Source organism: Schleiferilactobacillus harbinensis, from assembly GCF_008694105.1.
In the GTDB taxonomy this organism is placed as follows: Bacteria; Bacillota; Bacilli; order Lactobacillales; family Lactobacillaceae; genus Schleiferilactobacillus; species Schleiferilactobacillus harbinensis.
The window spans coordinates 1,736,075-1,759,666 of the sequence record NZ_CP041364.1 but is presented as its reverse complement, the minus strand read 5'-3'; the positions used below and the strand labels follow the sequence as shown (position 1 = coordinate 1,759,666).

At 53.9% G+C, this 23,592-nt stretch carries 26 protein-coding genes and 1 pseudogene; 17 read left to right on the top strand and 10 right to left on the bottom strand.

The genetic code is table 11. From position 1 onward, the window contains the following. Positions 1 to 68: 68 nt before the first annotated feature. Positions 69 to 2,390, top strand: coding sequence for an HAD-IC family P-type ATPase (locus FMM01_RS08915; protein ID WP_190973312.1), 2,322 nt, complete (start codon positions 69 to 71; stop codon positions 2,388 to 2,390). On the opposite strand, the gene FMM01_RS08910 is transcribed toward FMM01_RS08915, so the two are convergent. Next, positions 2,343 to 3,131 (bottom strand): N-formylglutamate amidohydrolase, encoded by a 789-nt coding sequence (locus FMM01_RS08910; protein ID WP_150392267.1) that lies wholly within the window; start codon positions 3,129 to 3,131, stop codon positions 2,343 to 2,345. The two genes, FMM01_RS08915 and FMM01_RS08910, sit on opposite strands and share 48 nt — an antisense overlap. Before the next feature lie 143 nt (positions 3,132 to 3,274). On the opposite strand from FMM01_RS08910, the gene rfbB reads away from it, so the two are divergent. The 3 genes from rfbB (at position 3,275) to FMM01_RS08895 (ending at position 5,213) form a co-directional block, all read left to right on the top strand. Then, on the top strand, positions 3,275 to 4,246 hold the full coding sequence (rfbB, locus tag FMM01_RS08905) for a dTDP-glucose 4,6-dehydratase (RefSeq protein WP_150392266.1): 972 nt from the start codon (positions 3,275 to 3,277) through the stop codon (positions 4,244 to 4,246). Positions 4,247 to 4,482: 236 nt separating this feature from the next. Further along, on the top strand, positions 4,483 to 4,866 hold the full coding sequence (locus FMM01_RS08900) for a fluoride efflux transporter FluC (RefSeq protein WP_035439975.1): 384 nt from the start codon (positions 4,483 to 4,485) through the stop codon (positions 4,864 to 4,866). Continuing rightward, positions 4,863 to 5,213, top strand: coding sequence for a fluoride efflux transporter FluC (locus FMM01_RS08895; RefSeq protein ID WP_146995144.1), 351 nt, complete (start codon positions 4,863 to 4,865; stop codon positions 5,211 to 5,213). Before FMM01_RS08900 ends, FMM01_RS08895 begins: the two co-directional genes overlap by 4 nt. Before the next feature lie 35 nt (positions 5,214 to 5,248). Here the strand turns inward: FMM01_RS08895 and FMM01_RS08890 are convergent, their stop codons facing one another. The 3 genes from FMM01_RS08890 to FMM01_RS08880 are packed head-to-tail and all read right to left on the bottom strand — an operon-like array spanning position 5,249 to position 6,693. Next, a complete protein-coding gene (locus FMM01_RS08890; RefSeq protein ID WP_027827982.1) occupies positions 5,249 to 5,569 on the bottom strand; it encodes a carboxymuconolactone decarboxylase family protein in 321 nt (106 codons plus the stop codon). Positions 5,570 to 5,590: 21 nt separating this feature from the next. Next, on the bottom strand, positions 5,591 to 6,280 hold the full coding sequence (locus FMM01_RS08885) for a carboxymuconolactone decarboxylase family protein (RefSeq protein ID WP_146995143.1): 690 nt from the start codon (positions 6,278 to 6,280) through the stop codon (positions 5,591 to 5,593). After that, positions 6,280 to 6,693, bottom strand: coding sequence for a cupin domain-containing protein (locus FMM01_RS08880; protein WP_146995142.1), 414 nt, complete (start codon positions 6,691 to 6,693; stop codon positions 6,280 to 6,282). The genes FMM01_RS08885 and FMM01_RS08880 overlap by 1 nt, the downstream gene beginning before the upstream one ends. Before the next feature lie 114 nt (positions 6,694 to 6,807). On the opposite strand from FMM01_RS08880, the pseudogene FMM01_RS16720 reads away from it, so the two are divergent. Continuing rightward, positions 6,808 to 7,613, top strand: a pseudogene (locus tag FMM01_RS16720) (LysR family transcriptional regulator). A 98-nt stretch (positions 7,614 to 7,711) separates the two neighbouring features. After that, positions 7,712 to 8,503, top strand: a complete 792-nt coding sequence (locus tag FMM01_RS08870; RefSeq protein WP_150392265.1) for a hypothetical protein — start codon at positions 7,712 to 7,714, stop codon at positions 8,501 to 8,503. Between the two features lie 68 nt (positions 8,504 to 8,571). Here the strand turns inward: FMM01_RS08870 and FMM01_RS08865 are convergent, their stop codons facing one another. After that, the gene (locus tag FMM01_RS08865; protein ID WP_150392264.1) at positions 8,572 to 9,942 is read right to left on the bottom strand and encodes an FAD-dependent oxidoreductase; all 1,371 of its coding nucleotides are present in this window, start codon (positions 9,940 to 9,942) and stop codon (positions 8,572 to 8,574) included. 214 nt (positions 9,943 to 10,156) lie between these two features. Between FMM01_RS08865 and dhaK the strand changes: the two genes are divergently transcribed. From dhaK to FMM01_RS16770, 7 genes are all read left to right on the top strand, one after another. Continuing rightward, positions 10,157 to 11,185: a dihydroxyacetone kinase subunit DhaK gene (gene dhaK, locus FMM01_RS08860; RefSeq protein ID WP_027827977.1), complete on the top strand. Its 1,029-nt coding sequence runs from the start codon at positions 10,157 to 10,159 to the stop codon at positions 11,183 to 11,185. Beyond that, positions 11,175 to 11,756 (top strand): dihydroxyacetone kinase subunit DhaL, encoded by a 582-nt coding sequence (gene dhaL / locus FMM01_RS08855; protein WP_027827976.1) that lies wholly within the window; start codon positions 11,175 to 11,177, stop codon positions 11,754 to 11,756. The genes dhaK and dhaL overlap by 11 nt, the downstream gene beginning before the upstream one ends. Before the next feature lie 16 nt (positions 11,757 to 11,772). Continuing rightward, a complete protein-coding gene (gene dhaM / locus FMM01_RS08850; RefSeq protein WP_063515608.1) occupies positions 11,773 to 12,153 on the top strand; it encodes a dihydroxyacetone kinase phosphoryl donor subunit DhaM in 381 nt (126 codons plus the stop codon). Between the two features lie 303 nt (positions 12,154 to 12,456). Further along, positions 12,457 to 13,482 (top strand): transposase, encoded by a 1,026-nt coding sequence (locus FMM01_RS08845; protein WP_150392263.1) that lies wholly within the window; start codon positions 12,457 to 12,459, stop codon positions 13,480 to 13,482. Beyond that, positions 13,434 to 13,769: a zinc ribbon domain-containing protein gene (locus tag FMM01_RS08840; protein WP_150392262.1), complete on the top strand. Its 336-nt coding sequence runs from the start codon at positions 13,434 to 13,436 to the stop codon at positions 13,767 to 13,769. Before FMM01_RS08845 ends, FMM01_RS08840 begins: the two co-directional genes overlap by 49 nt. A gap of 196 nt (positions 13,770 to 13,965) precedes the next feature. Beyond that, positions 13,966 to 14,358, top strand: coding sequence for a hypothetical protein (locus tag FMM01_RS16775; protein ID WP_419554996.1), 393 nt, complete (start codon positions 13,966 to 13,968; stop codon positions 14,356 to 14,358). 96 nt (positions 14,359 to 14,454) lie between these two features. Next, positions 14,455 to 14,736 carry a hypothetical protein gene (locus FMM01_RS16770; RefSeq protein WP_419554995.1) on the top strand — a complete coding sequence of 94 codons (282 nt, stop codon included), beginning with the start codon at positions 14,455 to 14,457 and terminating at the stop codon, positions 14,734 to 14,736. Positions 14,737 to 14,893: 157 nt separating this feature from the next. Here the strand turns inward: FMM01_RS16770 and FMM01_RS08825 are convergent, their stop codons facing one another. The 3 genes from FMM01_RS08825 to FMM01_RS08815 are packed head-to-tail and all read right to left on the bottom strand — an operon-like array spanning position 14,894 to position 16,860. Then, a complete protein-coding gene (locus tag FMM01_RS08825) occupies positions 14,894 to 15,199 on the bottom strand; it encodes a hypothetical protein (RefSeq protein ID WP_056990078.1) in 306 nt (101 codons plus the stop codon). A gap of 33 nt (positions 15,200 to 15,232) precedes the next feature. Next, positions 15,233 to 16,072 (bottom strand): IS3 family transposase, encoded by an 840-nt coding sequence (locus FMM01_RS08820; protein ID WP_063516983.1) that lies wholly within the window; start codon positions 16,070 to 16,072, stop codon positions 15,233 to 15,235. A 32-nt stretch (positions 16,073 to 16,104) separates the two neighbouring features. Beyond that, positions 16,105 to 16,860, bottom strand: coding sequence for a helix-turn-helix domain-containing protein (locus FMM01_RS08815; protein ID WP_150391623.1), 756 nt, complete (start codon positions 16,858 to 16,860; stop codon positions 16,105 to 16,107). 447 nt (positions 16,861 to 17,307) lie between these two features. Here FMM01_RS08815 and FMM01_RS08810 point away from each other — a divergent pair, with 447 nt between their 5' ends. The 4 genes from FMM01_RS08810 to FMM01_RS08795 all read left to right on the top strand — a co-directional run bounded on the left by FMM01_RS08810 (position 17,308) and on the right by FMM01_RS08795 (position 21,857). Continuing rightward, positions 17,308 to 18,558, top strand: a complete 1,251-nt coding sequence (locus FMM01_RS08810) for an ArgE/DapE family deacylase (RefSeq protein WP_150392260.1) — start codon at positions 17,308 to 17,310, stop codon at positions 18,556 to 18,558. Between the two features lie 63 nt (positions 18,559 to 18,621). After that, a complete protein-coding gene (locus FMM01_RS08805; RefSeq protein ID WP_150392259.1) occupies positions 18,622 to 19,503 on the top strand; it encodes a GRP family sugar transporter in 882 nt (293 codons plus the stop codon). Positions 19,504 to 19,515: 12 nt separating this feature from the next. Then, positions 19,516 to 20,136: a hypothetical protein gene (locus tag FMM01_RS08800; RefSeq protein ID WP_027827966.1), complete on the top strand. Its 621-nt coding sequence runs from the start codon at positions 19,516 to 19,518 to the stop codon at positions 20,134 to 20,136. Between the two features lie 290 nt (positions 20,137 to 20,426). Further along, positions 20,427 to 21,857 (top strand): aldehyde dehydrogenase family protein, encoded by a 1,431-nt coding sequence (locus FMM01_RS08795; RefSeq protein WP_150392258.1) that lies wholly within the window; start codon positions 20,427 to 20,429, stop codon positions 21,855 to 21,857. Positions 21,858 to 21,922: 65 nt separating this feature from the next. Here FMM01_RS08795 and FMM01_RS08790 read toward each other — a convergent pair whose 3' ends face one another. Together FMM01_RS08790 and FMM01_RS08785 are read right to left on the bottom strand one after the other, a co-directional pair. Next, positions 21,923 to 22,699, bottom strand: coding sequence for an acyltransferase domain-containing protein (locus tag FMM01_RS08790; protein ID WP_150392257.1), 777 nt, complete (start codon positions 22,697 to 22,699; stop codon positions 21,923 to 21,925). A 235-nt stretch (positions 22,700 to 22,934) separates the two neighbouring features. Then, positions 22,935 to 23,501, bottom strand: a complete 567-nt coding sequence (locus FMM01_RS08785) for a GNAT family N-acetyltransferase (protein WP_150392256.1) — start codon at positions 23,499 to 23,501, stop codon at positions 22,935 to 22,937. Between the last annotated feature and the right edge of the window lie 91 nt (positions 23,502 to 23,592).

The window sequence follows — 23,592 nt, the reverse complement described above, 5'->3', positions numbered from 1 at the left end:
ATCTCAGTTATACCCATGCAGCTTTTCTTAACTGCATGGGTATACTTGGTTATGGAGTAAAGAAAGGGATGGATATCATGGCAGGAACGCCGATGGAAGAAAAATATCCGCAGGCGGGGCTCGCCCCAGAAGAAGTGGCGGCGAAGCAGAAGGAGTTTGGGGCGAACCAGCAGCCAGCGCTGCCCACGGCGTTTTGGCGCCTGGTGCTGAACGGATTGTGGGGACCGCTGCCCTGGCTGCTGGAGGCGGCCATTATTCTGGAATTCTTTCTGGGCAAGGGGCTACAGGCGACATTTATCCTGTTGCTGCTGGTTTTCTCTGCCGTCGATGGGGCGGTGCAAAAGAAACGTTCGATGAAGGCGCTGGGCGGCCTGCACGCCGATCTGCGGACCCAATCCCGGGTGAAGCGGGGTGACCAATGGGAAAATATGCCGGCCGACGGCTTGGTGCCGGGGGATATTGTCCACGTGCAGCTGGGAGACGTGATCCCGGCTGACGGAACGGTCCTGATTGGCGGCCTGAGTGCCGACCAGGCGGCTTTGACCGGTGAAAGTGCACCGGTGGCGAAGGCCGTTGACGATCCCGTCTATGCGGCCGCCACGGTCGTTTCCGGCGATGCCATTGTACAAGTGACCAAGACCGGGACGAACAGCAGCTACGGCAAGACCGCTGAATTGCTGACCCACGCCACCGCACCGGGCCGGTTGGAGAAATTGCTGTTCGGCATTGTCCGGCTGCTGGTGATTCTGGATGTGGCTTTGGTGATCGTCTTGACCGTCACCGCGCTGCTGCGGGGCACGAGTATCATGTCGCTGCTGCCGTTTCTGGTGATTTTGTTCATCGCTACGATTCCGGTGGCGATGCCGTCCAGTTTCACCGTGGCCAACTCTGTCGAGGCATCACGATTAGCCAAGAAAAAGATCCTTGTCAGCGGACTGACGGGGATTCAAGAAGCAGCATCATTGGATGTGCTGCTGGTGGATAAAACTGGGACGCTGACCCAGGACCGGACGGCCCTTGCCGCTGTATCTGCGTTGGAGCCGGCCAGCTATAATGAGGATGCCGTATTGACCTTAGCGGCCGCCGCTTGCGATCCCCAGGGCCGCAGCAGTATTGAACGCGCGATCCGCGAGGGCGCCGCGAAAAAAGGGACTGTTTTAACCCCGACGTCGTTTACGCCCTTTGATCCGGCGAAGAAATATTCAGCCGCCACGGTGACTTGGCAGGCGCATGATCATCAGGTGCAGCTTGGTTCGCCGACAATTTTGATGCAGGCCGCTCAGGTACCAGACAATTTGCGTGCTGAACTGGCGAAGCTGACAGCCACCGGTGCGCGGGTCGTAGCGATCGCCGCGGATGGCGTTATCGTTGGCCTAATCGCCATTGCCGATCCCATCAAGCCCGACGTGCCAGCGCTGATCAAGCGGCTGCGCACCCGGGGCGTGCAGGTGATCATGCTTACCGGCGACACCCGGGCCACGGCCCAGGCGGTGGCGCAGCAAGTCGGTCTGCAGGGGGCCATTGGTACACCGGCTGAGATGGACCAGGCGCCCCGGGATTATGCCGGATTTGCCAACGTCCTGCCCGCGGATAAGTTCCGGCTGGTCCAAGACTTGCAAAAAGCCGGGGCCGTCGTCGGCATGCTGGGTGATGGGGTGAATGATGCGCCGGCGCTGAAGCAGGCCGATGTGGGGATTGCCGTGACCACCGCCACGGATATTGCCAAACTGGCTGCCGATATTATTTTGACCGAACCCGATCTCGGGGCCATCAACGATGTCGTTGATTCTGGCCAGCGGGTCTATCAGCGGATGATGACCTGGATCATCACTAAACTGACCCGGACGGCTCAGCTCACGATTCTGCTGACGTTCGGCTACTTGTTCACCGGTTTCTTCCCCATTTCTCTGAGCATGATCGTTTTCATCGTGATGATGAACGATTCTGTGACCTTGACGTTGGGGACGGATCGGACCTACCCCAGCGACCGGCCGACCCGCTGGCAGTTGGGTGATTTGGCCAAAATTGCTACGGGTTTGACGTTGGGCTGGCTGGTGCTGGGCTTCTTGCTGCTGTGGTACTTCGAGTACCAGCTGCACCTGTCCGCTGATAGCACCAGCACACTGCTCTTTGCTTATCTGATCTTCTCGGCCATGGCCACGATTTATATGACCCGGACGCGGGGGGCCTTCTGGCGGGCAGTGCCGAGCCGTACCGTGCTTGGTGTCACCTGTCTCAATATGGTCTTAACAACAGTCATGGGGCTGACCGGGTTCATCACTCCGCGGGCACCGATTGGGCCGTATTTGCTCGTGATCGCGGGCGTGATTGTCTTCGCCGTGTTACTGGATCTGCTCAAGCAGGCGTTTTATCGCCAGCAAGCGGCGTGACGCAGCAGCAAACAGCGCAGGGTCATAATCCGTCAGTTCTTCTTCACCATAGCGGCGGGTATTGCCGATATAACAGCGATAATTCAGTTCGATCTGCAACTCCGTGACCCGGGGGTCTTGGCCGTAGTGGCGGGTAATGTCGCCGCCGCGGAAAGGATAGTTATCGGATACGGTAAATCCGGCAGTCGTCAGTGCGGCGGTCACTTGCAGGCGGAAGGCCTTGCTGCTGGTCTGATCGTGTTCGCTGCCCAGCACGATGTCTTGGGGATGGATACTGGGCTGACCGGGGTAGAACGCAAAACTGTGCAAATCGATCAAGGTGACATGACCGAACGCGGCGATTTTATCAGCTAATAAGCGCTGCAATGCCGTGCGATACGGGTGATAGTAAGCGGCCAGGCGGTGTTCGATCGTCGGCAATGATAGCGGCGCGGCGTAAAGCGGATGACCAAACGTATTTTGCTGGTATACCGTGGTCCGCTGATAACTGCCTGCCGGCGCAACGATCACCGGTCGGTTCGGATCAGCCGCATAACGATTGACGTGATTGGTCAGGGTCGTGAAACCAGCGGCGGGCAGAAAGTCGTACAGGGCGGGCAGAAACCAGTCCGTGTTGGCAAGAATGGCTCCGGGTAAGAGTGCTTGGCGCATGTCATCCGGCAGCCAAGTACCGCTGTGAGGCAGGCTGATGACAACGGGGTAACGATGGGTATGTTGGTTTTGAATCGTAATTAAGTCCAAGTGAAAATCTCCAATATGGAGCGGCAACTGATCTGACGGTTGCCGCTTTTCTTTTACTGGGAAACTATACCAACGAAATGGGTTGCGGACAAGAGTGTGTGGTGACTGGTATACTAGTTTTAAAAGATGATAGGAGGGATTCAATGCATATTCTTGTGACCGGCGGGGCCGGGTTTATCGGCAGCAGCTTTATTCGGTTCATGCGCCAGCGGCATCCTGATGATGTGCTGATCAATTTGGACGCGCTGACCTATGCGGGGAATTTGAGCAACCTGGCGGATGTGCCTGAAGAGGCACACTATCATTTTGTTCACGGTTCTATTCTGGATCACGATCTGGTGGTACAGCTGATTAAAAAGTACCAGATCGACGCCATCGTGAATTTTGCAGCCGAATCCCATGTGGATCGCAGTATTGCGGATCCGCTGGTCTTTGTCGATACCAATATTCGCGGTACGGCCACGCTGCTGGCGGCGGCCCGGGAGACCAAGATCGAGCGGTTCCTCCAAGTCTCAACGGATGAGGTCTATGGCAATATTCCCGGCACCGGCTATGTGACTGAAGCAGCCCCGCTTCACCCCAGTTCTCCTTACGCAGCCAGCAAGGCCAGCGCGGACCTGTTGGCGCTGGCCGATCACCATACCTATGGCCTGGATGTGGTGATCACCCGCTGTGCCAATAACTATGGTCCGTATCAATATCCTGAGAAGCTGATCCCGCTGATGATTCAGCGGGGCCTGACGGGCCAGCCGCTGCCGGTATATGGCGACGGCTTGAAAACCCGCGACTGGCTGCACGTGCTCGACCATTGCCGGGCAATTGATTTCGTGCTGTGCCATGGGCAAAGCGGCGGGATCTACAATGTCACGGGAAACAACGAGCACGCCAATTTAGAAATTGTTCAGCGGATCATTCAGCAGCTGCATATTGACCCGAGCTTGATTCAGCATGTGCCGGATCGGTTGGGAGATGATTCCCGGTATGCGCTGGATGCGACGAAGATTCGGGACGAACTGGGCTGGGCGCCAACGGTGGCTTTTGTCCAAGGCATGACGGATACCATTGCGTGGTATCGGACGCATCGGAGTTGGTGGCAAGGGTTGAATCAAGGCTAAATATCAGGCGAGTCTTGTACCAGCCGCTTTTTCCGGGTAAACTAATGATTATTGAATCGGTGATGACGTTCGCCGAGCAGCCTTCGGTAAAAGCAGTTGATGTCGCCCTTTTAAAGGGGGCATGAATTGAGGGCTGCAACTATTACGGAATGTAATTAATGACGTCTACACGCGCTGCGCAATGCAGTGGCTTGTGGACGTCATTTTTTCGTGGAAGGGGAAACAGTGTGAAGAAGATGGGCAGTATCCTCATTGTATTTTTGGGCGGCGCTTTAGGCGGCCTCGCCCGGTATGGCTTAAATCAATGGGTGGGTGATCCAACAAGCCTTTTAGGCACCACCATTGAAAACTTAACCGGCAGTTTTCTTCTGGCGCTGTTAACGGCCTATGCCGTGGACAGTGATTGGCCCGATGCACTGGTGCTGGGCCTGGGTACCGGGGTAATTGGCGGGTATACCACGTTTTCTACTTTGATGCTGGCGACGATGACCAACATACGCCAAACCCCAGGGCGGACCTTGGGTTTATTTCTGGTGAACCTGCTGGGCGGGTTAGTGCTGGCCGGCTTGGGCTATTACCTCGGCGACCGGGCCACTGAGCGACGGGAGGGCGAGCAATGATTTGGTTTTGGCTTGCTGGCGGTGCCGGGATTGGTTCGGTGCTGCGATATGGCGTGACGACGCTGGGTAAAGGTCTGTGGCCAGGTCGGCCGTGGGCGACGATGATCATTAACGTGCTCGGAGCTTTTGCGGCCGGCTTGTTCAGCAGCTTAGCCGGCTTATCGCCGTTGGTGCAAACAGTCTTGCTCACCGGCCTGTGCGGCGGCTTCACGACGTTCTCCACGTTTACGGTGGATATGGTCATTCAATTGCGGAACCGGCAATGGACCTGGGCGCTGGTGTACGAAATCGGGTCCGTGGTGCTCGGCTTGACCGCCGTTTGGCTGGGGATGCTGGTTGGCGCATAGGAAAAGGCAGGTCATGGCGGCCTGCCTCTGCTTAACTAATCCGTGTAAATCTTTTTCGCTAAACCAAAGGCGGACCATGCCTTGGGCCAGCCGGCGTAGAAGGCCAGCTGGGTGATCAGTTCGACCATTTCGTCTTTGGTCACGCCGTTTTGTTTTGCCAGTTTCATGTGGGATTCTAATTGCGGGAATAATCCTTGAGACATTAATGATGCACAGGTGATCAGACTGCGGTCGCGGGCGGACATTTTATCTTCCCGGGACCACACTTCACCAAACAAGACATCATCATTGAGCTCAGCAAATTTCGGCGCAAAGTCGCCTAAGTTGTCGCGACCTGCGGTTTGTTTTTTAGCCATCATAAAACCTCCAGTTTGAAATTATTCAGCCAAGGCCGTTGCAGCATCATGAATGACCCGCACGCTGTTGATGACCAAGGGGAAACCAATATAGGGCAACAGCTGAATGGCGGACCAGACGAGCTCGCTTTCCGTATTCCCAGCTTTAAGACTGCCCCGGGCGTGGGCTTTGATTTGAAAGTCCACGTTCAAGGTAATCAGGGCCAGCAGCTCATAGCGCTCCCGGTCTTTGACGCTGAGCACGCCGTAGCGGTAGTAATCATTGAAGAAATGATTGGTCAACGCTGCGGGAATGAAGTCGCCAGCGCCGTCTGGCAAGTCGTGCAGCAAATGCTTGATCTCGGTGCCGTAAAGTTCCGCTTGGGTCTGCTCGCCAAAGTCGGGTGCTTGATCCGGGGCGGCCGCTGCCAGGGTGACATGCTGGTCAGTGAAGACCTGCTGAATCGCTGGCAGGGCCTGGCTGACGCGCAATGTGCCAACCACTGGGGTCAGCTGATAAACGACTTCCAACACAATTTCGGGTGCCACGCCGGCCGCCAAAACTGTTTCAGTTTGGGCGGCTATTGGCGAGATCGTACCCTGACAAATGCTGGCGATCAACGGAATCAGCAGCCGCTCGCGGGTCAGATGCATCGCCCCGGCGTGGTCAACGGCGCGGACCAGAGGACAGGTGCGCCGGTCAAAACCGGCCAGGACGGACTGTTCAGTCATTACTTGGTACCTAATTGGGCGTACTCGGCGTCAGTGACTGGGGCCAGCCATTCAGTCGTGCCTTTGGTGATGGCAATGTGGCTGAACCAGCTGTCTTTCGTGGCGCCATGCCAGTGCTCAACGCCCTTGTGAATGGCGACGGTGTCGCCGGGATGTAGCAATCGGGCCGGCTTGCCCTTTTCTTGATACCAGCCCTCACCAGCAGTAACCAGCAGCAACTGGTAACCGTCATGGTGAATATGCCAATTGTTGCGACAGCCTGGTTCAAAAGTCACGTTGGCAACGTGGACATCAATGTTGTCGTCAGCGGGGATCAGACTGTTCAGGTAGCTTTGCCCGATGAAGTATTTCTGATACGCGGTGTTCTTGTCGCCTAAACCGAAGAGGCCGCCTTGTTGTTTATTTTCTGCCATGTGAAAAATCCTCCTTTTATGATCATGATTACCATAACGCCTGGGCCGTGTAATATATAATACTAATAGATGATAAGAAGCCATGCACGCGACTTATAGAAGGGAAGACACCTAATGGAATTGCGGACTTTACGGTATTTAGTGGCGATTGCCGATGCGGGGACGATGACCGCGGCGGCCCAGCAGCTGCATGTTTCCCAGCCGGCGTTATCCCGGCAGATGATGGATCTGGAAGATGAGCTGCACACGCCGTTGTTTGACCGCTCCGGGCGCGGTGTCAGCCTGACTTCGGCGGGAACCTACCTGGTGAATCGGGCCCGCCAGATTTTGACCATGGCCGATAGTACTGTGGCGGCATTGGATCAGCAGACGCCGCTCATCTGGTCCAGCAATACCCAGCGGTGCAGTTGCGGCTTTATAGCGGCAACGCCGACGATATTTTTGAACGGCTGGACCATGGCTTGCTGGATTTTGGCGTCGTCATTGATCCGGCCGATAAGAACAAATACGCCTGGGCGCCGCTGCCCGGGCGGAATGTCTGGGGCCTGGCTATGCCGGCCAGTGCGCCGCTAGCCAAGAAATCGGGCATTACCCGACAGGAGATGCCCCAGTTGCCGCTCATGATTTCAGAACGTGCGGCGGTGCAACAGATGTTAGAAAACTGGCTGGGTGCACCACTCAGCGCAGATCAAATCGTTACCCGCTACAACTTGATTTACAATGCCGCACTGCTGACGAAGGCTGGGGTGGGGTACGCGGTGACTTTGCGCCATTTGCTGGATCCCACGGACCGGACGCTGGTGTTCGTGTCGTTCACGCCGACCCTGACTACCGCGATGACCTTGATCTGGCCGAAGAATACACCGTTATCCCCAACGGCCCGGGCTTTTCAGCAGATTTTTAGCACGCAAAAACCTTAACCGCGTTGTATTTTGACCTATGCAAAACTAACCGAATCCGGTAAGATTAAGTGAATCGGTTGTGAAAAAAATATAGTGTCAAAGGGGAGATTTTTGCGATGAAGAAAAAGTCATGGCGTACTTGGTTACGCACTGCCGCAGTAGCGGTCGGCGTGCTGGTGGGCGGACTGTTGGCCAGTCCGGCCAGTACCCAAGCCGCCGCGCGGAATGTCGGCACGGTGAATTATGTGCAAGGTTACGGTATTGTGCTGTATCAAAAGCCGGGGAGCGGGGCATTACTCAAGTATTTAAAGACCAACAGTCGTTGGCAGGTCTTTTCCGGCGGGCAAGCGGGGAGCGACTATTACTTCGGTCTAGGCGGTGCACAGTACATGTCCGGCCGTTATTTTGACTTGCAGAACGAAACAAGCAGTCAATCCCTCAATGCCGTTGGCCGGGTGAAATACGTGCCGGGATACAGCATTGCCATTTGGAATAAGGCGACCAATGGCCGCCAACCGGTACCGGGTCGCAAGCTGCTGCATAACTCCGCTTGGCGTGTATTCGGCCGCAAGGTGGTCAACGGTCAGTCCTGGTACGAATTGGGTACAAACCAATGGATTCAGGGCACCTATTTCTATTTGACTAAGGAGACCAGCCGCGGGGCTAAGGCCTACACGACCAAGCCGGAAGATTTAATGAATAATCCGGGGTCATCGAATCCCGGCCAACCAGAAACCAACCCCGGTCACAGCAACTATGAAACAGTCTTTGTAGCCGCCACGGGCAATAAATATCACTTCAACCGCAACTGCCGCGGGCTTTCAAACGCGAACCAAAGCACGCTGCGCAAGATGACCCTGAAAGAAGCCAAGGCGAAGGGCTACACGCTTTGCAACTACGAACACTAATCAAATGAGCACACAAATCGGGCCCGCCAGCGCAATCCGCGTTGACGGGCCCGATTTGCATTTAAAAACTAGTTAGTCACTGCCTGCTTTTCGGCCAGCAGCGCCTTTTGCGCCGCCACGTTCATAATATTCCATGGCCGGTCGAAGCCCGGTTGGAAGAAGAAATCAGCGTAGGCCAGATCTTTCAAGGTCATCTTGCCTTGAATCGCCAGACTGATAGCGTTGATGTTCGCGGTCACGTCGCGCTTGGACATGATTTGGGCGCCCAACACGCGCAGGCTTGCCGGGTCATAAGTCAGCTTGAAGTAGACTTCGGTATTGCCGGCTTCAGTGGGCACAAACGGGGGTTGGGTCGTGTCAGTAACGAAGACCGACGCCGTTTTCACACCATACCGTTCAGCAGTACCTTCCTTGATCCCCGTGGAAGCAAAGTGGTAATCAAAGACGGACAGAGCGGAAGAACCGGAAACCGGCGGCATGGCGACGTCGTCACCCAGCACGTTCTTGGCCGCGATCCGGCCTTGGCGGCGGGCATTGGTGGCCAGGGCAATCTGCTGCGGTGTGTCTGTGGGCGCAAACGGCACTTTCGTGGCATCGCCCACGGCGTAAACGTCGGCCGCGGATGTTTCCAGATGGTCGTTGATCTTGACCAAGCCCTTCTCATCCAAGTCGACCACACCCTTGAGCCAGCCAGTGTTGGCCTTGATTCCGGCGGTTTGGATCACGAGATCTGCCGGATAAGTACCTTGGTCGGTAACCACTTGCTGCACCGCCCCTTGGTGGCCGACAAATTTCTTCACCAGTTGGCCGGTGGCCGGATAAATGTTGTTGGCCTTCATGGTTTCAGTTAACCGGTCGGTGAATTCCGCATCCAGATAAAGGCCCAGCGGTCTGGCAATCATATCAATTAAGGTGACATGTTTGCCTGCTTTCGCGAACACTTCAGCGGCTTCCACACCAATATAACCGGCCCCAATAACGACGACATTTTGCAACGTCGGGTCAACGGTCTTGGCCTTGAGCTTGATTGCCCAATCCCGGCCGCGCATGGCGTAGACATTCTTCAAATCGTTGCCCGGTACCGGCAGATTGACCGGTACAGCACCAACGGAGAGCACTAATTTATCATAACTTTCTGTCCGAGTCGTATCGTGGGCCAAATCGTGGACCGTGACTTGATGCTTTGCAGCGTCCACTTGGGTAATCTCTTGGCGCGTGAAGACGTGCACACCCTGGGCACGCATGCCTTCCGGGGTCGCGTAGCGGACGGAATTGACGTCCTTCACGACACCCTCTAAGTACAACTGCATCCCGCAGGAGAGGAAGGAGAGAAAATCCCCCTTTTCATACCATTGAATTTCAGTATCGGGCTGTTCAGCCAAAATACCGCGGACTGTTTCGTAACCACCATGGGAAGAACCAACGACGATGACCTTCATTAAATAATCGCACTCCTTTTGTAAAATTAAATTGCAGACAATCCTACAAGCTCATCGTATCACGTCGACGCGCTTGGTCGCAACCGTCTATATAAATTGTAACAATTATAATCTAGGAGTCAATACTATTTGGCAAATCCCACTTAGCCGGTTCACGCGCCAGGGGTCGCTGGCTTATAATGGAGATGTACGTTGAAAGGGGTGTCAAGTTCTCTTGAAAAAAATATTGAACAATCCAAGTGACCTCGTGCCGGAAATGGTTGCCGGCATGGTGGCCAGTTATCCCCAGTATGTCCGTCAGATTCCTGAAACCACGGCGGTTGTCCGGAACGATAAGGCATTCACCGGAAACCACCCGGCCAAAGTGGGCGTGGTCTCTGGCGGAGGCAGCGGCCATGAACCGCTGCACGCCGGTTTCGTCGGCCTGGGCATGTTGACTGCGGCCGTCGCTGGCCAGGTCTTCACGTCGCCGACGCCGGATCAGATCTACGCGGCAATCAAAGCGGCTGATCAGGGTCAAGGGGTCCTGCTCATCGTCAAGAACTACTCTGGTGATGTGATGAACTTCGACATGGCTAAGGATCTAGCCAGCATCGACGATATTTCCGTTGAATCCATTGTGGTGGATGACGATGTCGCCGTGGAAGATTCCCTGTATACCCAGGGCCGGCGCGGCGTCGCCGGCACGGTTTACGTGGAGAAAATTGTTGGGGCGGCTGCCGAAGCCGGGGCGGACCTCAAGAGCCTCGTTAAACTGGGCAAAGCGGTGATTGAGCAAACCAAGACCATCGGCGTCGCACTCCACGCCGCCACGGTGCCCGAAGTCGGTCATCCCGGCTTCGAACTGGGTCCGGACGAAATGGAATATGGTGTCGGCATTCATAATGAGCCGGGCTATAAGCGGGAAAAGATGGTCCCTTCGGCGCAATTAGCCAAAGAACTGCTAGATAAAATTGGGCAGCAATACACCGGCGGTCTCAGCGGCAAGAAGTTTGCCGTGCTGGTGAACGGCTTTGGCGCCACTCCGCTGGGTGAACAATTTGTCTTTGCCAACGACGTGCTCCAGCAATTAACGGACGCTAAAGCGACGGTCGCCTTCACCAAGGTCGGCAACTATGTCACCTCGCTGGACATGACCGGTCTTTCGCTGACGCTCCTGCAGTTAACAGATGATAAATGGCTGGACTATTTGAATGCACCAGCCGCGACGATTGGTTGGGGGGACACGCGTAATGAACGTTGAACAAGTGAAGCAATGGATGCAGTTATACCAGACAGAAATTGAAAAGAACAAGGACTATCTCAGTCAGCTGGACACCGATATCGGCGACGGCGACCATGGCAACAATATGGCCCGGGGCGTCGACGCCGTGGCCGCTGGATTAGCGAAAGATAATCCAGCTGATTTGGCCCAGACCTTCAAGAGTATTGCCATGAGCCTGATCAGCAAGGTTGGCGGCGCGTCGGGTCCGCTGTACGGCACCGCTTTTCTCGAAATGGCCAAGGCCGCTAAGGACAGCGAAAGTGACATTCCGACTTTGCTGCAAGCGGCTGCCGATGGGGTCGCCAAACGCGGCGGGGCCAAGGTTGGCGACAAGACCATGGTTGATGTCTGGACCCCAGCAGCCCAAGATGCGAAGGCGGGCCAGCTCAACGCTGCCAACATCGACAAACTCGTTGAGGCAACTAAACCGTTACGGGCGTTGAAGGGCCGAGCGTCATATCTCGGCGAACGCTCCATTGGTCATTTGGATCCCGGCGCCGTCAGCACTGGGATGTTGTTGAAGACGCTGCTGCAAGCAACGGCCAAGTAAAGAAAGGAGACTTTCCATGGCTGCCAATACACAGACCGGCATGGTGCTGGTGTCCCATGTACCCGAGATCGTGGCCGGCATCAGCAAGCTGATTCGCCAAGTTGCGCCGGACATTAACCTGACCACCGCCGGCGGCACCAGCGATGGCGACATCGGTACCGACGCCACCCATATTCTTCAAGCCATTGACGACAATCACGCCGATGAGTTAATGGTCTTCTACGATCTCGGCAGTGCGAAGATGAACTTGGATTTGGTTACCGACATGACCGACAAGACTCTGCACCGCTACGATGTGGCCTTCGTTGAAGGGGCATATACTGCCGCAGCACTGCTCCAAGCTGGGGACAGTCGGACAGAAATTGAGAAGCAATTAGCGCCGTTGAAGATTAAATAATCACCGGCAACAGTGGTCCGCTGAGGCATCGCGCTTCAACGGACTATTTTTATCGGGAAACGTTTAAAAAGGCGCTTCCTTTTTAGAAAAGTTCGTGGTTTATTGAATTTGCAGATCAGAAACGTTTCTAACATATGGAAAGAAGGAGCTTTTCATCCAATAACAGCGAGGATACCCCACTTCAACGGCTTCGCCGTAAGTGGGGGAGGAATCGCTGAGCTTTTGACTTGACTGTTCGCTATGGCAACTTGGTATGCTGGTTTTAGATGATGAAAACGCATTTTCCCACCAAAGGAGGCCGGTATGCAAAACACGCAAGTACTCAAAATGCAGATCAAGTTCGCTCCAGACGATACTTCTGGGCCAGCGGCCATGCAGGAAACCATGAACCACTATCGTGATGCCTGCGACCTGATCAGCCAGCATGTCTTCGACCGGAATTTTAAGTTCAGCACCTTCTATCTCCACGCAGTCTTCTACAAGAAGCTCACGGATAAGACGTCAAAGATGTATCTGAAAGCTCAAATGGCTCAGTCCACTACTCGAACTGTGGCCGCTCAGTATAAGGCTTTGGAGACTAAGCAGCACCAGAAAGCCTGGGGGTGGAATAATCCTGACACCAAGAAATGGGTCAAAGAACGGGCTAAAGACCTGACGGACTTGTGGCATCCGATCCACTTCAAACGGCCGCAGGTCGATTTGGTGTTCAATCGGGATTGGTCGGTGTTGGATAACTGGGCGAAGTTGTCCCTGAACACCATTCGCGGTCGAGTGATTGTCACGCCCATTACCACCCACTGGGAGAAGTATCTCACCGGCACATGGAAATTCGGCACGGCAAAAGTCATTAAATCAGGCCAAAAATGGTTCGTGCACATCAGTGTAGCCCAGGAAGTTCCTGATGTTCCATTGGAAAGTATCCAACGGGTAGTGGGTATGGATCGCGGGCTGATCAATATCCTCACGGCCTATAATGATGAAACCGGTGAAACTGAGTTTGTCAGTGGTAAGAAACTGCTCAACAGGCGACGTTACGGAAAACAGCAGCGGAAACACCTGCAACAGAAGAAAACTTCAGCTGCCCGGCAGCGGCTCAAGAAAATCGGTCATCGAGAAAACGGTTGGGTGACGAATATGAATCACCAGCTTGCTAAGGCACTCCTTGACTTCTATGGGCCTGGAACACTATTTTCCATCGAGAAGCTGAATGACATCCGTGAAGCGCTGGAAAATCGCCAAAGGATAAGAAGTACGAGCGGGTCAGCTGGCCTTATTACCAGATGGAACAGTTTTTGCTGTACAAAGCCCAACAATACGGCTGTATCGTGATCAAAGTGGATGCGCACTATACCAGCCAGCGCTGTCCCAAGTGCGGCACCATTGACAAGAGTGCTCGAAATCACCAGCTCCACGAGTACCATTGCAAGCAGTGCGACTTCCGCACTAATGATGATCGCGTCGCTGCGATGAACCTGGCCGAACTTGGCCGGCGCTATTGGCCGGCGACAAAGAGCCGTCGTTTGATTCAAAGAAGCAAAAGAAAGCAAACCGGTCGGGCATGGCCTGACTTGTCGTCAGGGCGCTGTCAGCCGTCCTCAGATGTAACCATCGCGTAGGAGTCGTGAGACGTTTGGACTACAGTTTCTCAAAGGTTCCAAGAGGAGCACCGATCCACTGGGCATGAGTTGCAAGTTCCCACTTCAACGACTTCGGTCGTAAGTGGGGGTAGTTGACGGAAAAGGTGTATCACACAACATTCGTTGCCGCAGCCGTTGCGTCCTGTTCTGCCAAAAAGCGCCGGGACAAGGCACTGTGGGATCGGTTGAAACGCGACCGCTGGCTCTACGTGATGCTGATGCCGGGGATTCTGCTGACGCTGATCTTCAATTTATTCCGATGTATGGCGCCATCATCGCTTTTAAAAATTACAACCCGCTGTTGGGGATCTTGTATAGTCCGTGGGTGGGATGGGCGCACTTCCAGGAATTCATTTCCTCCTTGAGCTTCACGACGCTGCTGAATACGTTCAAACTCAGCGCGTACGGTCTTCTGCTCGGCTTTCTGCCACCGATCATCCTGGCCATGTCATTAAACCAGATCATGAACAAGGAGATTCAGCAGAAATTGCAGTTGATCCTCTACGCGCCGAACTTCATCTCAGTAGTCATCATCGTCGGTATGCTGGTCCGCGAATGGCCCGATTAACGGCTTGACCACTAAGCTGACCGGAAAACCAATCATGTTCATGTATAATCCGGGGTACTTTCGTTCAATTTACATTCTTTCTGGAATTTGGCAGGCATGGGTTGGACATCCATCCTTCACACCGCCACGCTGGCGGAAGTGGGCACCAACCAGCTGGTGGTGGATCAACAAGCGGGGAAAATAGCCTACTATAACACAGCTTTGACGGATATTGAACGCAGCAACCCGATCACGGAGACCGCCTATCAGGCGACGGCTGATGGAAAAATCAAAGTAATTACCGAAGACGATATCATCGTGGTGTATACGGGCAATCAAGCTTTCTGCAACCGCATTTATGAGGCTAAGAAGGCGACATTGTGGATGCAACTGCAATAAACCGGCGTCTAAAAATACGATCTGCGGGGGCGGTGCCCCGTCAAGTGGACAGCTCAAATATTAAAAGGTCGTTCTCGTGTTGTTCCCCAATTAGGGGCGAATTAGTTACTGATTTTGGCAGTCCGCAGGGGCTGCCATTTTTGATCCAAGAACTTTCCTAATCAAATGGTCCTTCTGGAATAGTTGGATACCGATTTAGTGCCATCTCATACGTTCCCATAGAGATGCGCTTGGCCTTGGCTATCACATTTTCTGTGTAGATTTGGAACCTTGTGCGGGTCGGCGTTACAACAAATACAAGGTCGACAATCGAATCGCTTTCTTCGTCGTAAAGAAGTGAATGATCGTAGACCTGGAAAACATCACCCGCGTCGAAAATAATCTCTTCTCGCGGTTCATCACGATAAATATCAAAACCAGTAATTTGGTCCCAGGCCTGGTAAAATTGTCCTTCTCGAATCATGGTTCTCCTCCTTATGCGTCCCTCAATACACGATCAAGCCGCTGTCTTAACGGCATGATTCCGGTATTCCACGGGGGTCATGCCATCGAGTGTTTCTTGGCGCCGATTGCAGTTGTACCACAACGCGTATTCTTCAATGAGCCGCATCATTTCTTCGTATGTGTTGGCGTGGAAGAAGGCAAAATACTCAGCCTTCGCATGACTCCAGAGACTCTCCATCGGGCCGTTGTCGCCAGGCGTTCCTGGCCGTGACATGCTATGAATGACGCCGGACCCGGCTAATTCCGTGTTGTAAAGCCGGGAAGTGTAACTGGAGCCCTGATCACTGTGCAGAAGCTTAGGCAGTACTTCTTCGGCTTCTACTGCCGCCCTGAACGTGTCGGTGACCAGCGTGGCAGTCTCAGTCGGTTCAACCTCCCAGGCTACGATACTATGGTCGTAGAGGTCCTTGATCGCGCTCAGACGCAAGCGGCACTCTGAATTGAAACCGTACGTCAACTCGCTGCAGTCCGTGACCCAAACCTCGTTTGGCCGGGTAGGATGAAAGGCATGACTGCCGTCTTGGTTAAGCAATTTATTGCCAAGAATGAATTCTTTCTTCTCCGCTACTCGATCATGCTTCTTCTGACGAATCGAACACTGGATACCGTTATCCCGCATCAATCGCCGGACCCGTTTAGGGTTCACGTGATGTTGCGTTTCCCGATTGATAATCATCGTTAATCGGCGCACGCCATAAATATAATGGTTGTCCGCTTCCTGTTCCTTGATAAGACGGACCAGCTCGTCGTTTACGATGTCTTGCTTCGTCGGTTTCCGGCGCAACCACTTGTAGTAAGCAGAGCGTGGAATATCGAATATTTGGCAACACACCGATACCGAGTGGTATCGCTTGGTGACCTGGTTTACTTCTTGGGTGAGTTCGTGAATGGCAATATATTGGTGCTGTCGGTGTCGTTGCCGGCACTCCTTCTCTCTACATCCTGCAATTTTTTTAATAGTGCGATTTTCGTCTCCAGATAATCAATCCGAGCCTTGCTCTCCTTGTTCTCGAGTTTTAAACGTTCATTCTCATCAAGGATACTTTCAGGCTTACGCTGGCCGCGACGATCAGTGAGACCCTCCTCGCCGCTCTCGCGGAACTTCTTTACCCATGAATAAACTTGGCCATACGAAACACCAAAGTGCTTAATGGCCCCTTGGTAGTCCATGTCATGTGCAATGGTCCACTGTGCAATTTCAATTCTCTCAACGTAAGTCGTTTTCCTGCCCTTGGTCATGAGTGCACTCCCTCTAGTGGTCTGTAGTAGTTGACCACTATTATACAGAGAAACCCATTGGTAAACGACTGCTGGATTGGAGATGTCGTACTTAGCACACAGCTTATAGTAGGACGTCCCACCCGCTAGGTATTCCTGAACAATCTGAAACTTGAGCTCGCTGGAATACGTCGTGCGCTTACGCTGTTGGCGTCGCGGTGCTCGTTCCTTAGGGACGAGTCCGGCTGCTCCCCATTGTTTATACTTCTGTACCCATTGACTCAATGCTTCCTTGCGCGGCCCTCCGGATCGCTGAACATCCATGAGTGACTGGCCAGACAGTACTCGATTAACGAACTCAATCTTGTCTTCCAAAGAGTAACGGATTCCCTTCCGCCGCATAAAAAAACTCCCTTCTGGGAGAACAGACCTTTGATTATTTGGTCTGTCCACCCTGAAGGGAGTGTACCCTCGAGGACGGTGGTCTGCGCCATAATGAACCGGTTAATATCGACGGAGGCAGCCGAGTGACACGGGATGAGGATAATCCAGGTATTTGGCTGATGAGATTCAGGATATGGTGTCATATCGATAAAGTGGAATTCAATATTGGCATCAGAAAAATCCAAGTGACGGATTCGAAACGAGGTATTCAGCAGTTGCTTGAGATTGGGATAATTATCCATGGCACAGGCCTCCTTGGCTAATCAACATACCAATTATAGTTTAGCATAGCGGCCAATATCTGCTGACGACGCCATATTTTCCAAGCATCAAATACCCTAATTCCCACTTTGCTGCTTACAATAGAAAATGGATATACATATTATTGGGGGAGTGTGAATCATCATGAGAATTGCAGAATATGACCAGATCCTAGCTGATCTGGTGGCCATTCCGTCGGTGAATGACCATGAAGCCGCGGTGGCGGATTACTTAGAAAAGTTGTTGGCCAAGCACCATATTACCGCTCAGCGAGTACCTTATGCCCCTGGCCGGGACAACCTCGTCGCTGAGATCGGCAACGGCCAGGGCCCAGTGCTAGGCTTCGACGGGCACGCTGATACCGTGGCTCTGGGGGACCGCGCGAAGTGGCAGACTGACCCGCTGGTTGGCACGATCAAGGCCGGCAAGATGTACGGTCGCGGGGTGACCGACATGAAGGCCGGCTTAGCCGCTGGCGTGATTGCCATGATTCAGCTCCATGACGCCGGCGTTTTACTGAACGGTACGATCCGCTTGCTGGCCACAGTGGGAGAGGAGATCGGGGAACTCGGCGCGCATCAATTGGCCGAACAGGGTTATGTTGACGATATGGCCGGCATTGTCATCGGTGAGCCCAGCGGTGTTGCCAAGGACTTTGTCACCCAACCGGCGGCGCAAAGTATTTTTCCGTTGTCACCCGAAGAGCGGGATGCCCTGGTGGCCGCTAACCAGAATACAGAGCAGCATTTCGTCGTGGCCGCCCACAAGGGGACCCTGGCTTTCCGCGTTGATTCCGTCGGCCAGGCGGTGCACAGCTCTATGCCGGAGCTGGGGTACAACGCGATCACCCCCTTGCTGACTTTCTACAATCGGGTTCAGCAGTATTTCGAGGACCAAGCCGGGCTGAAAGATCCCATCTTGGGGCCCGCCACACCCGTGGTCACGCTGTTGAATGCCGGCGAACAGATCAACACCGTACCGGTCAGTGCCAGCATGAGTATTAATGTGCGCACGATTCCGGAAAAAACAAATGACGCTATGCTGGCCGATATTCAGGCATTGGCGGATGAAGTCAACCAGGCTGAGCAGGCGCACTTAACGATCCGCGTCATCAGCAAACTTTCGCCGATGTCCACCGACCCTAACGCCCGGTTGGTCCAGTTGACGAAAAGAATTGGCGAGAAGCATTTGAAACAGCAGCTGCCGGTGATTGGCGTTTCAGGCGGCACTGATGCGTCGCCCATCGTGGATCGCAACCCCAACATTGAAGCCGTGGTGTTCGGACCCGGGAACTTTTCCGCCCATCAGGTGAATGAATACGTGGATATGGGGATCTATCACCAGTACATCAACCTCTACATTGATTTGTTCAAACACTATTTAGCTGGGATGTAAGCGCAATAATCAGTGTGCTGCTGAAAATTGTGATAAGCTAAAAGCACAAGTCTAAGTAAAGGAATGGTCATTACGGGGATTATTTATGCCCTCATCACGGCCGCCTGTTGGGGCAGTATTTCAGTGGTGAGTCACAAAATCGGCGGGAGCAGTCAGAACCAGATTCTCGGAGAAAGTTACGGTATTCTGCTCTTCGCCCTGGTCTATTACTTCATCGAACAACCAACGATTAATTTGGAGACGATGCTGGTGGGCGTGGCCTCAGGGCTGTTCTACTGCTGGGGTCAAAATCAGCAATTTCGCGGGTTGGAAGCCCTGGGTGTATCCATGGGGATGCCGCTCTCGACAGCGGCCCAGCTGGTGATCACGACGCTGGCCGGGGCCTTCGTCTTTGGCGAATGGACCGATCAGCGGGATTATGTTTTCGGCTTCGCGGCGCTCTTGATTTTGATTCTTGGCGCCGTGTTTACGTCTAAGAAAGAAAAGACGGCCGATACGCCAGCGCAAACCGGTAATAAACAGCAAGTGATCGGGATTGTCGCCGTGCTGTTGTCCGGGGTGGGCATTTCGCTTTATTCCATCGTGAACAAGGCCTTTTCGCCGGATCCGGCAGCTTTGATTCTGCCCCAAGCTGTGGGAGTGCTCATTGAAGGGTTCGCGGCCAGCAGCACGCAGTCGCCCCGCAAGCTCAACAGCCGCTTCACGTATTACAACATTGTCCTCGGTCTGCTCTGGGCGCTGGGTAATTTGTTCTATACCCAGGCGGTACATATGAGCGGCCTGGCCATCAGCTTTTCCTTATCCCAAATGGGCGTTGTCATTTCGACCCTGGGCGGCATCCTGATTCTGCGCGAGCACAAGACCCACAAGGAACTGGTCTATACGCTGATCGGTTGCGGTTTAGTGATTCTGGGCGGCGTCCTGCTGGGCGTCATGCAGGCTTAGGGAGGCAATGATATGACAGACGAAGAGAAAAAACAGGTCCAAGCCTTAGTCCACAGTGCGCACCGAATTCAGACCGGTCTGTGGCTGGCGGCCAGTATTTGGCTGCTGGCCTTGGCCGGCGCGATTGGCCAGCAGGTTGCCCGGGCGTTGGGGTATACTGCCCAGCTGCCGCTGGCTGCCGCGGCGGCGATCATCGCGGTGCTTTTGGCCGTCACCGCCTATCCGTTGACCCTTCTGATTCAGCAGCAGCAATTGGCGAAAAAAGTGTGGCAGAGTTTGCCCCAGGAAAAGCTGCGCTCCACCGCTCAAGTAGCCGACCCCATCACTGGGGTGACGGATTTGGGCACCCATTATTTGGTGACAGCCCCGCTGGCTTCGATTACCTTAGAAAAGGGGCCCACTCAGGTGGAGGTCGATCCCCAGGCCACGCAGTCCACATACAAGCAGCAGTCCAGTTATTTCAATATTCATCACTTGAATCACTGGCTGCGGCCGGCCGCGGTGAGCGGTAAAGAATTTCTGGCCGCTTTGCCGGAGGATCGGTATGAACAGCTCGTTAATGCTGATCGGCAAGCAGATATTCTGCATTTGACGCCCGCTGATTTTGCTCAATTGCAACGGACCAGCGAGTAATACAGTTGTTTGCCAAAACGCCTGCCTTGAAGCTGCTATGACAGTTGAAAGGCGGGCGTTTTGTGCTGTTCCATTCAAAAAAATATCTGTATCACTCTGTTTTTCTGTAACCGAATCCATTTATACTTTGTGAAATTTTCAAAATCGCGCACGAATAGGCCTTTCGAGAACTTTGTGCAGTGTTTTGGATACAGCCAATATACCCTGTTCCGACACGTTTTCAGACTATTTACAAGCGAGTAAAAGGGCGTTATGGTAATTGTGAAATAAGTCATCAGGAGATGTTCATTATGCCAGTAACCACATTGAAAAAGGTTTATGATGCCAATGAATCTGTTGCCACCGAAGTCAACGACTTAGTCGCCGGGGCGCAACGGGCATTCAAGGAATATCAAGAATTTGATCAACAGCAAGTGGACGCCATTTGTCAGGCCGTCGTCAACGCCGCCATCGTCCACTCCCGGGTACTGGCCTTTCTCGCTTGGAAAGAAACCGGCCGGGGCAACGCTGAGGACAAGGCCATCAAGAACATTTATGCCAGCCAATATATTTGGAACAACATTAAAGACGACAAGACTGTGGGCAAAATTGAAGAGGATCCGGCCCATGGGATTACCAAGTATGCTGAACCGCTGGGTGTTGTAGCCGGAGTCACGCCGGTAACGAATCCGACGTCTACGGTAATTTTCAAGATTCTGATGGCGCTGAAGACACGCAACGCGATCATCTTCGGTCTGCACCCGCAGGCTCAGCAATGCGGTGTCGCGACGATTCGGGTACTGAGCAAAGCGGCGACGGATGCCGGGGCGCCGGCCAACCTGATTCAATACATTCACCATCCCAGTATTGAAGCCACGGATGCCTTAATGAACAATCCGCAAGTCGCCATCGTGTTGGCTACCGGCGGCCCAGGCATGGTCAAGGCGGCGTATTCCACTGGTAAACCCGCCTTAGGCGTTGGCCCTGGCAACGCGCCGGCGTATATTGAGCAGAGTGCCGATATCAAGAGCGCCGTCAGCGATATTATGCTGAGCAAGACCTTCGACAACGGGATGATTTGTGCTTCTGAGAACAGTATCATCGTTGATGCCGCCATCGAAGACCGGGTCAAGGCGGAGTTCACGAAGCAGGGGGCCTACTTTGTCCCCGAAGCGGATGTACAAAAACTCAGCGATGCCGTCATTGATCCGCAGCGCCATACTGTCCGCGGACCAGTTGCCGGCCAAACTGCCGAGAAGATCGCCCGCCTGGCCGGAATCACTGTCCCCAAGGGGACCAAAGTATTGATCGCACCGGTCGCCGGGATTGGCAAGAATTATCCGTTATCCGGTGAAAAGCTGTCCCCGGTATTGTCCATGTATCGGGCCAGCACTCGGGCAGCGGCCTTCAATCTGTGCTTGGCGTTGCTGAATTATGGCGGCTTGGGCCACACGGCTGCGCTGCACACAACGGATAAAGAAGTGATTGCTGAATTTGGTCAATTGATGCCGGCTTGCCGGATCCTGGTCAACCAGCCCGCATCCTTGGGGGGCATCGGCGGTCTGTTCAACGCCCTGACCCCGTCGTTGACCTTGGGTACCGGGACTTACGGGAAGAACTCGATTTCCCATAACTTGACCGATACCGATCTATTGAATATTAAGACAGTCGCGACGCCGACACGTCACCCCAACGATTTGATCAGTGAATTGCGCGGTGTCATTCGGAAGCAGCAGCTTTAATCCACTATATGAAAAAATCTCGGAGCGTCTGCGCTGAAGCGTGGCGTTCCGGGATTTTTTGCTGTCTAGCGGTGATACTGGAAAACGCCCAGAGCAGTCCCAATTTTCCTGCTGCTGAGCAGATACTCTTTGGCGGCGCGTTGCAGTGAGGTGGTTTCGGGATACTTGGCTGGGTCAGCCAACGGGGCGCCGAAGATGCGTTCTTCGGCCTGACGGTCGTTCGGGAAATCGGTCACGATGGTGAACCGGCGCTGAAATTCCAAAATATGACTGCGCGCCGGCAGCAACTGCTGCAAATCAGGTGACAGCAGCCACGAGTGGCAGCAGAACCAGTCACGCTGAAAATAGGTGTTGGCCTGATCAAACGATGCCGTACACTCTGCCGGCAGCAGCGGTCCGCCCGCCGGGATATGCACATTCAGCCAGATATCAGAGATAGCCAGCAGATGATGGTCAGCCGGGGCAGTCAACGGCTCAAACTGCAACCGGCCGAGGCGAACCAGGCGGTGCTGCAAAGTGCGCATCAACCAAGGGACTTCCGTGATCCCCCATGTGCCGGTTTTGGCGTAATGGTCCTGGGCCCAGAGGGTCAGGTCGCGGTAGGAATCGTAATAGACTTGCGGACTGAGACCATGGGCCGGGTAGTAGGCGCTGTCCTCGGCCGCCAGATCAGTCAGCACGGCCAAAGCTAATTCTGGATTGGCCAGCAATCGGTCTTGAAATTTGCTTGGGTTGGCCGATAGTGCTTTTTGCCACCAGGGAAGCGAAAGTCGGGTACGCACAATTATTGATTGCGCTGCGGCCGGCAGTGCAATCTTTGCCATAAAGTCCTGTAAACTCATTCCAATCGCCTCCATCTTTTAATAGCTTAAGCCAACACAGCCCCCCTGACCAGTGGGAGAACCGGCCAGGGGGGCTACTCAAGATAAAATGATGAGGGAGGAAACCAGCCGGCAGCATTCTTGGGGAGGAATTTGTGCACCTGCTGATAATTTGTATCCTACGCGGTGCCCTTGAAGAAAGTATGATGGCTTTGTTTGGTAAAAGTGAAATTCGAACTGGCTTTGTTGTGTTTTTCTAAACCCGGCGCACCCAGTAATCAGCATACGCCGTACCATCGTGGTGCCCAATCAACTGTTCAGCGGTGGCTGTGAAGCCCGCGCCTTGCAGTGCTGCGATCCGTTCTGTGGCGGCGGGTACGGCTTTGGTGGCGACCTGAGAGCAATCAAATAAAGAAAAGGCGGGGGCGACGATTAATGCTAAAATCTCGGCAATTGCCTCGGTTTGCTCGTAATCACTGCGCAGATCCAGCCGCAGCACTCCGCAGTTCGTGAAGTAATCCGCTGTCTCCCGGTGAAACAGCTCGATTGTGCCAATCACGGTTTGCGTTTTGTTAGCGATGATCGACCAGCGAACAAAGCCCTCCTCGGCATATTCCGCCAAGCAATAGGTAACGGCCGCCTGCATTCTTTTTAAAGTGGTGTAGTGGAAATCATCGCCGCCGCAATTGTCGCTGTTGAATAGCGGCACTGCTCGCGGGTCGGAATAAACAGCTAACAAATCTTGGGCGTCGGCGGGGGTGACCAGCCGCAAAGAATAATGACTACCCACAAATTGAGGACAAGCGTGATAAACAGTGGTCATAAAACACACGCTCCTTCGCTGAGATAAATACCGAATGCTTGTTTGCATTATCCCATGAGAACGGTTACGTGGCAAGCAAAATCGACCTGGA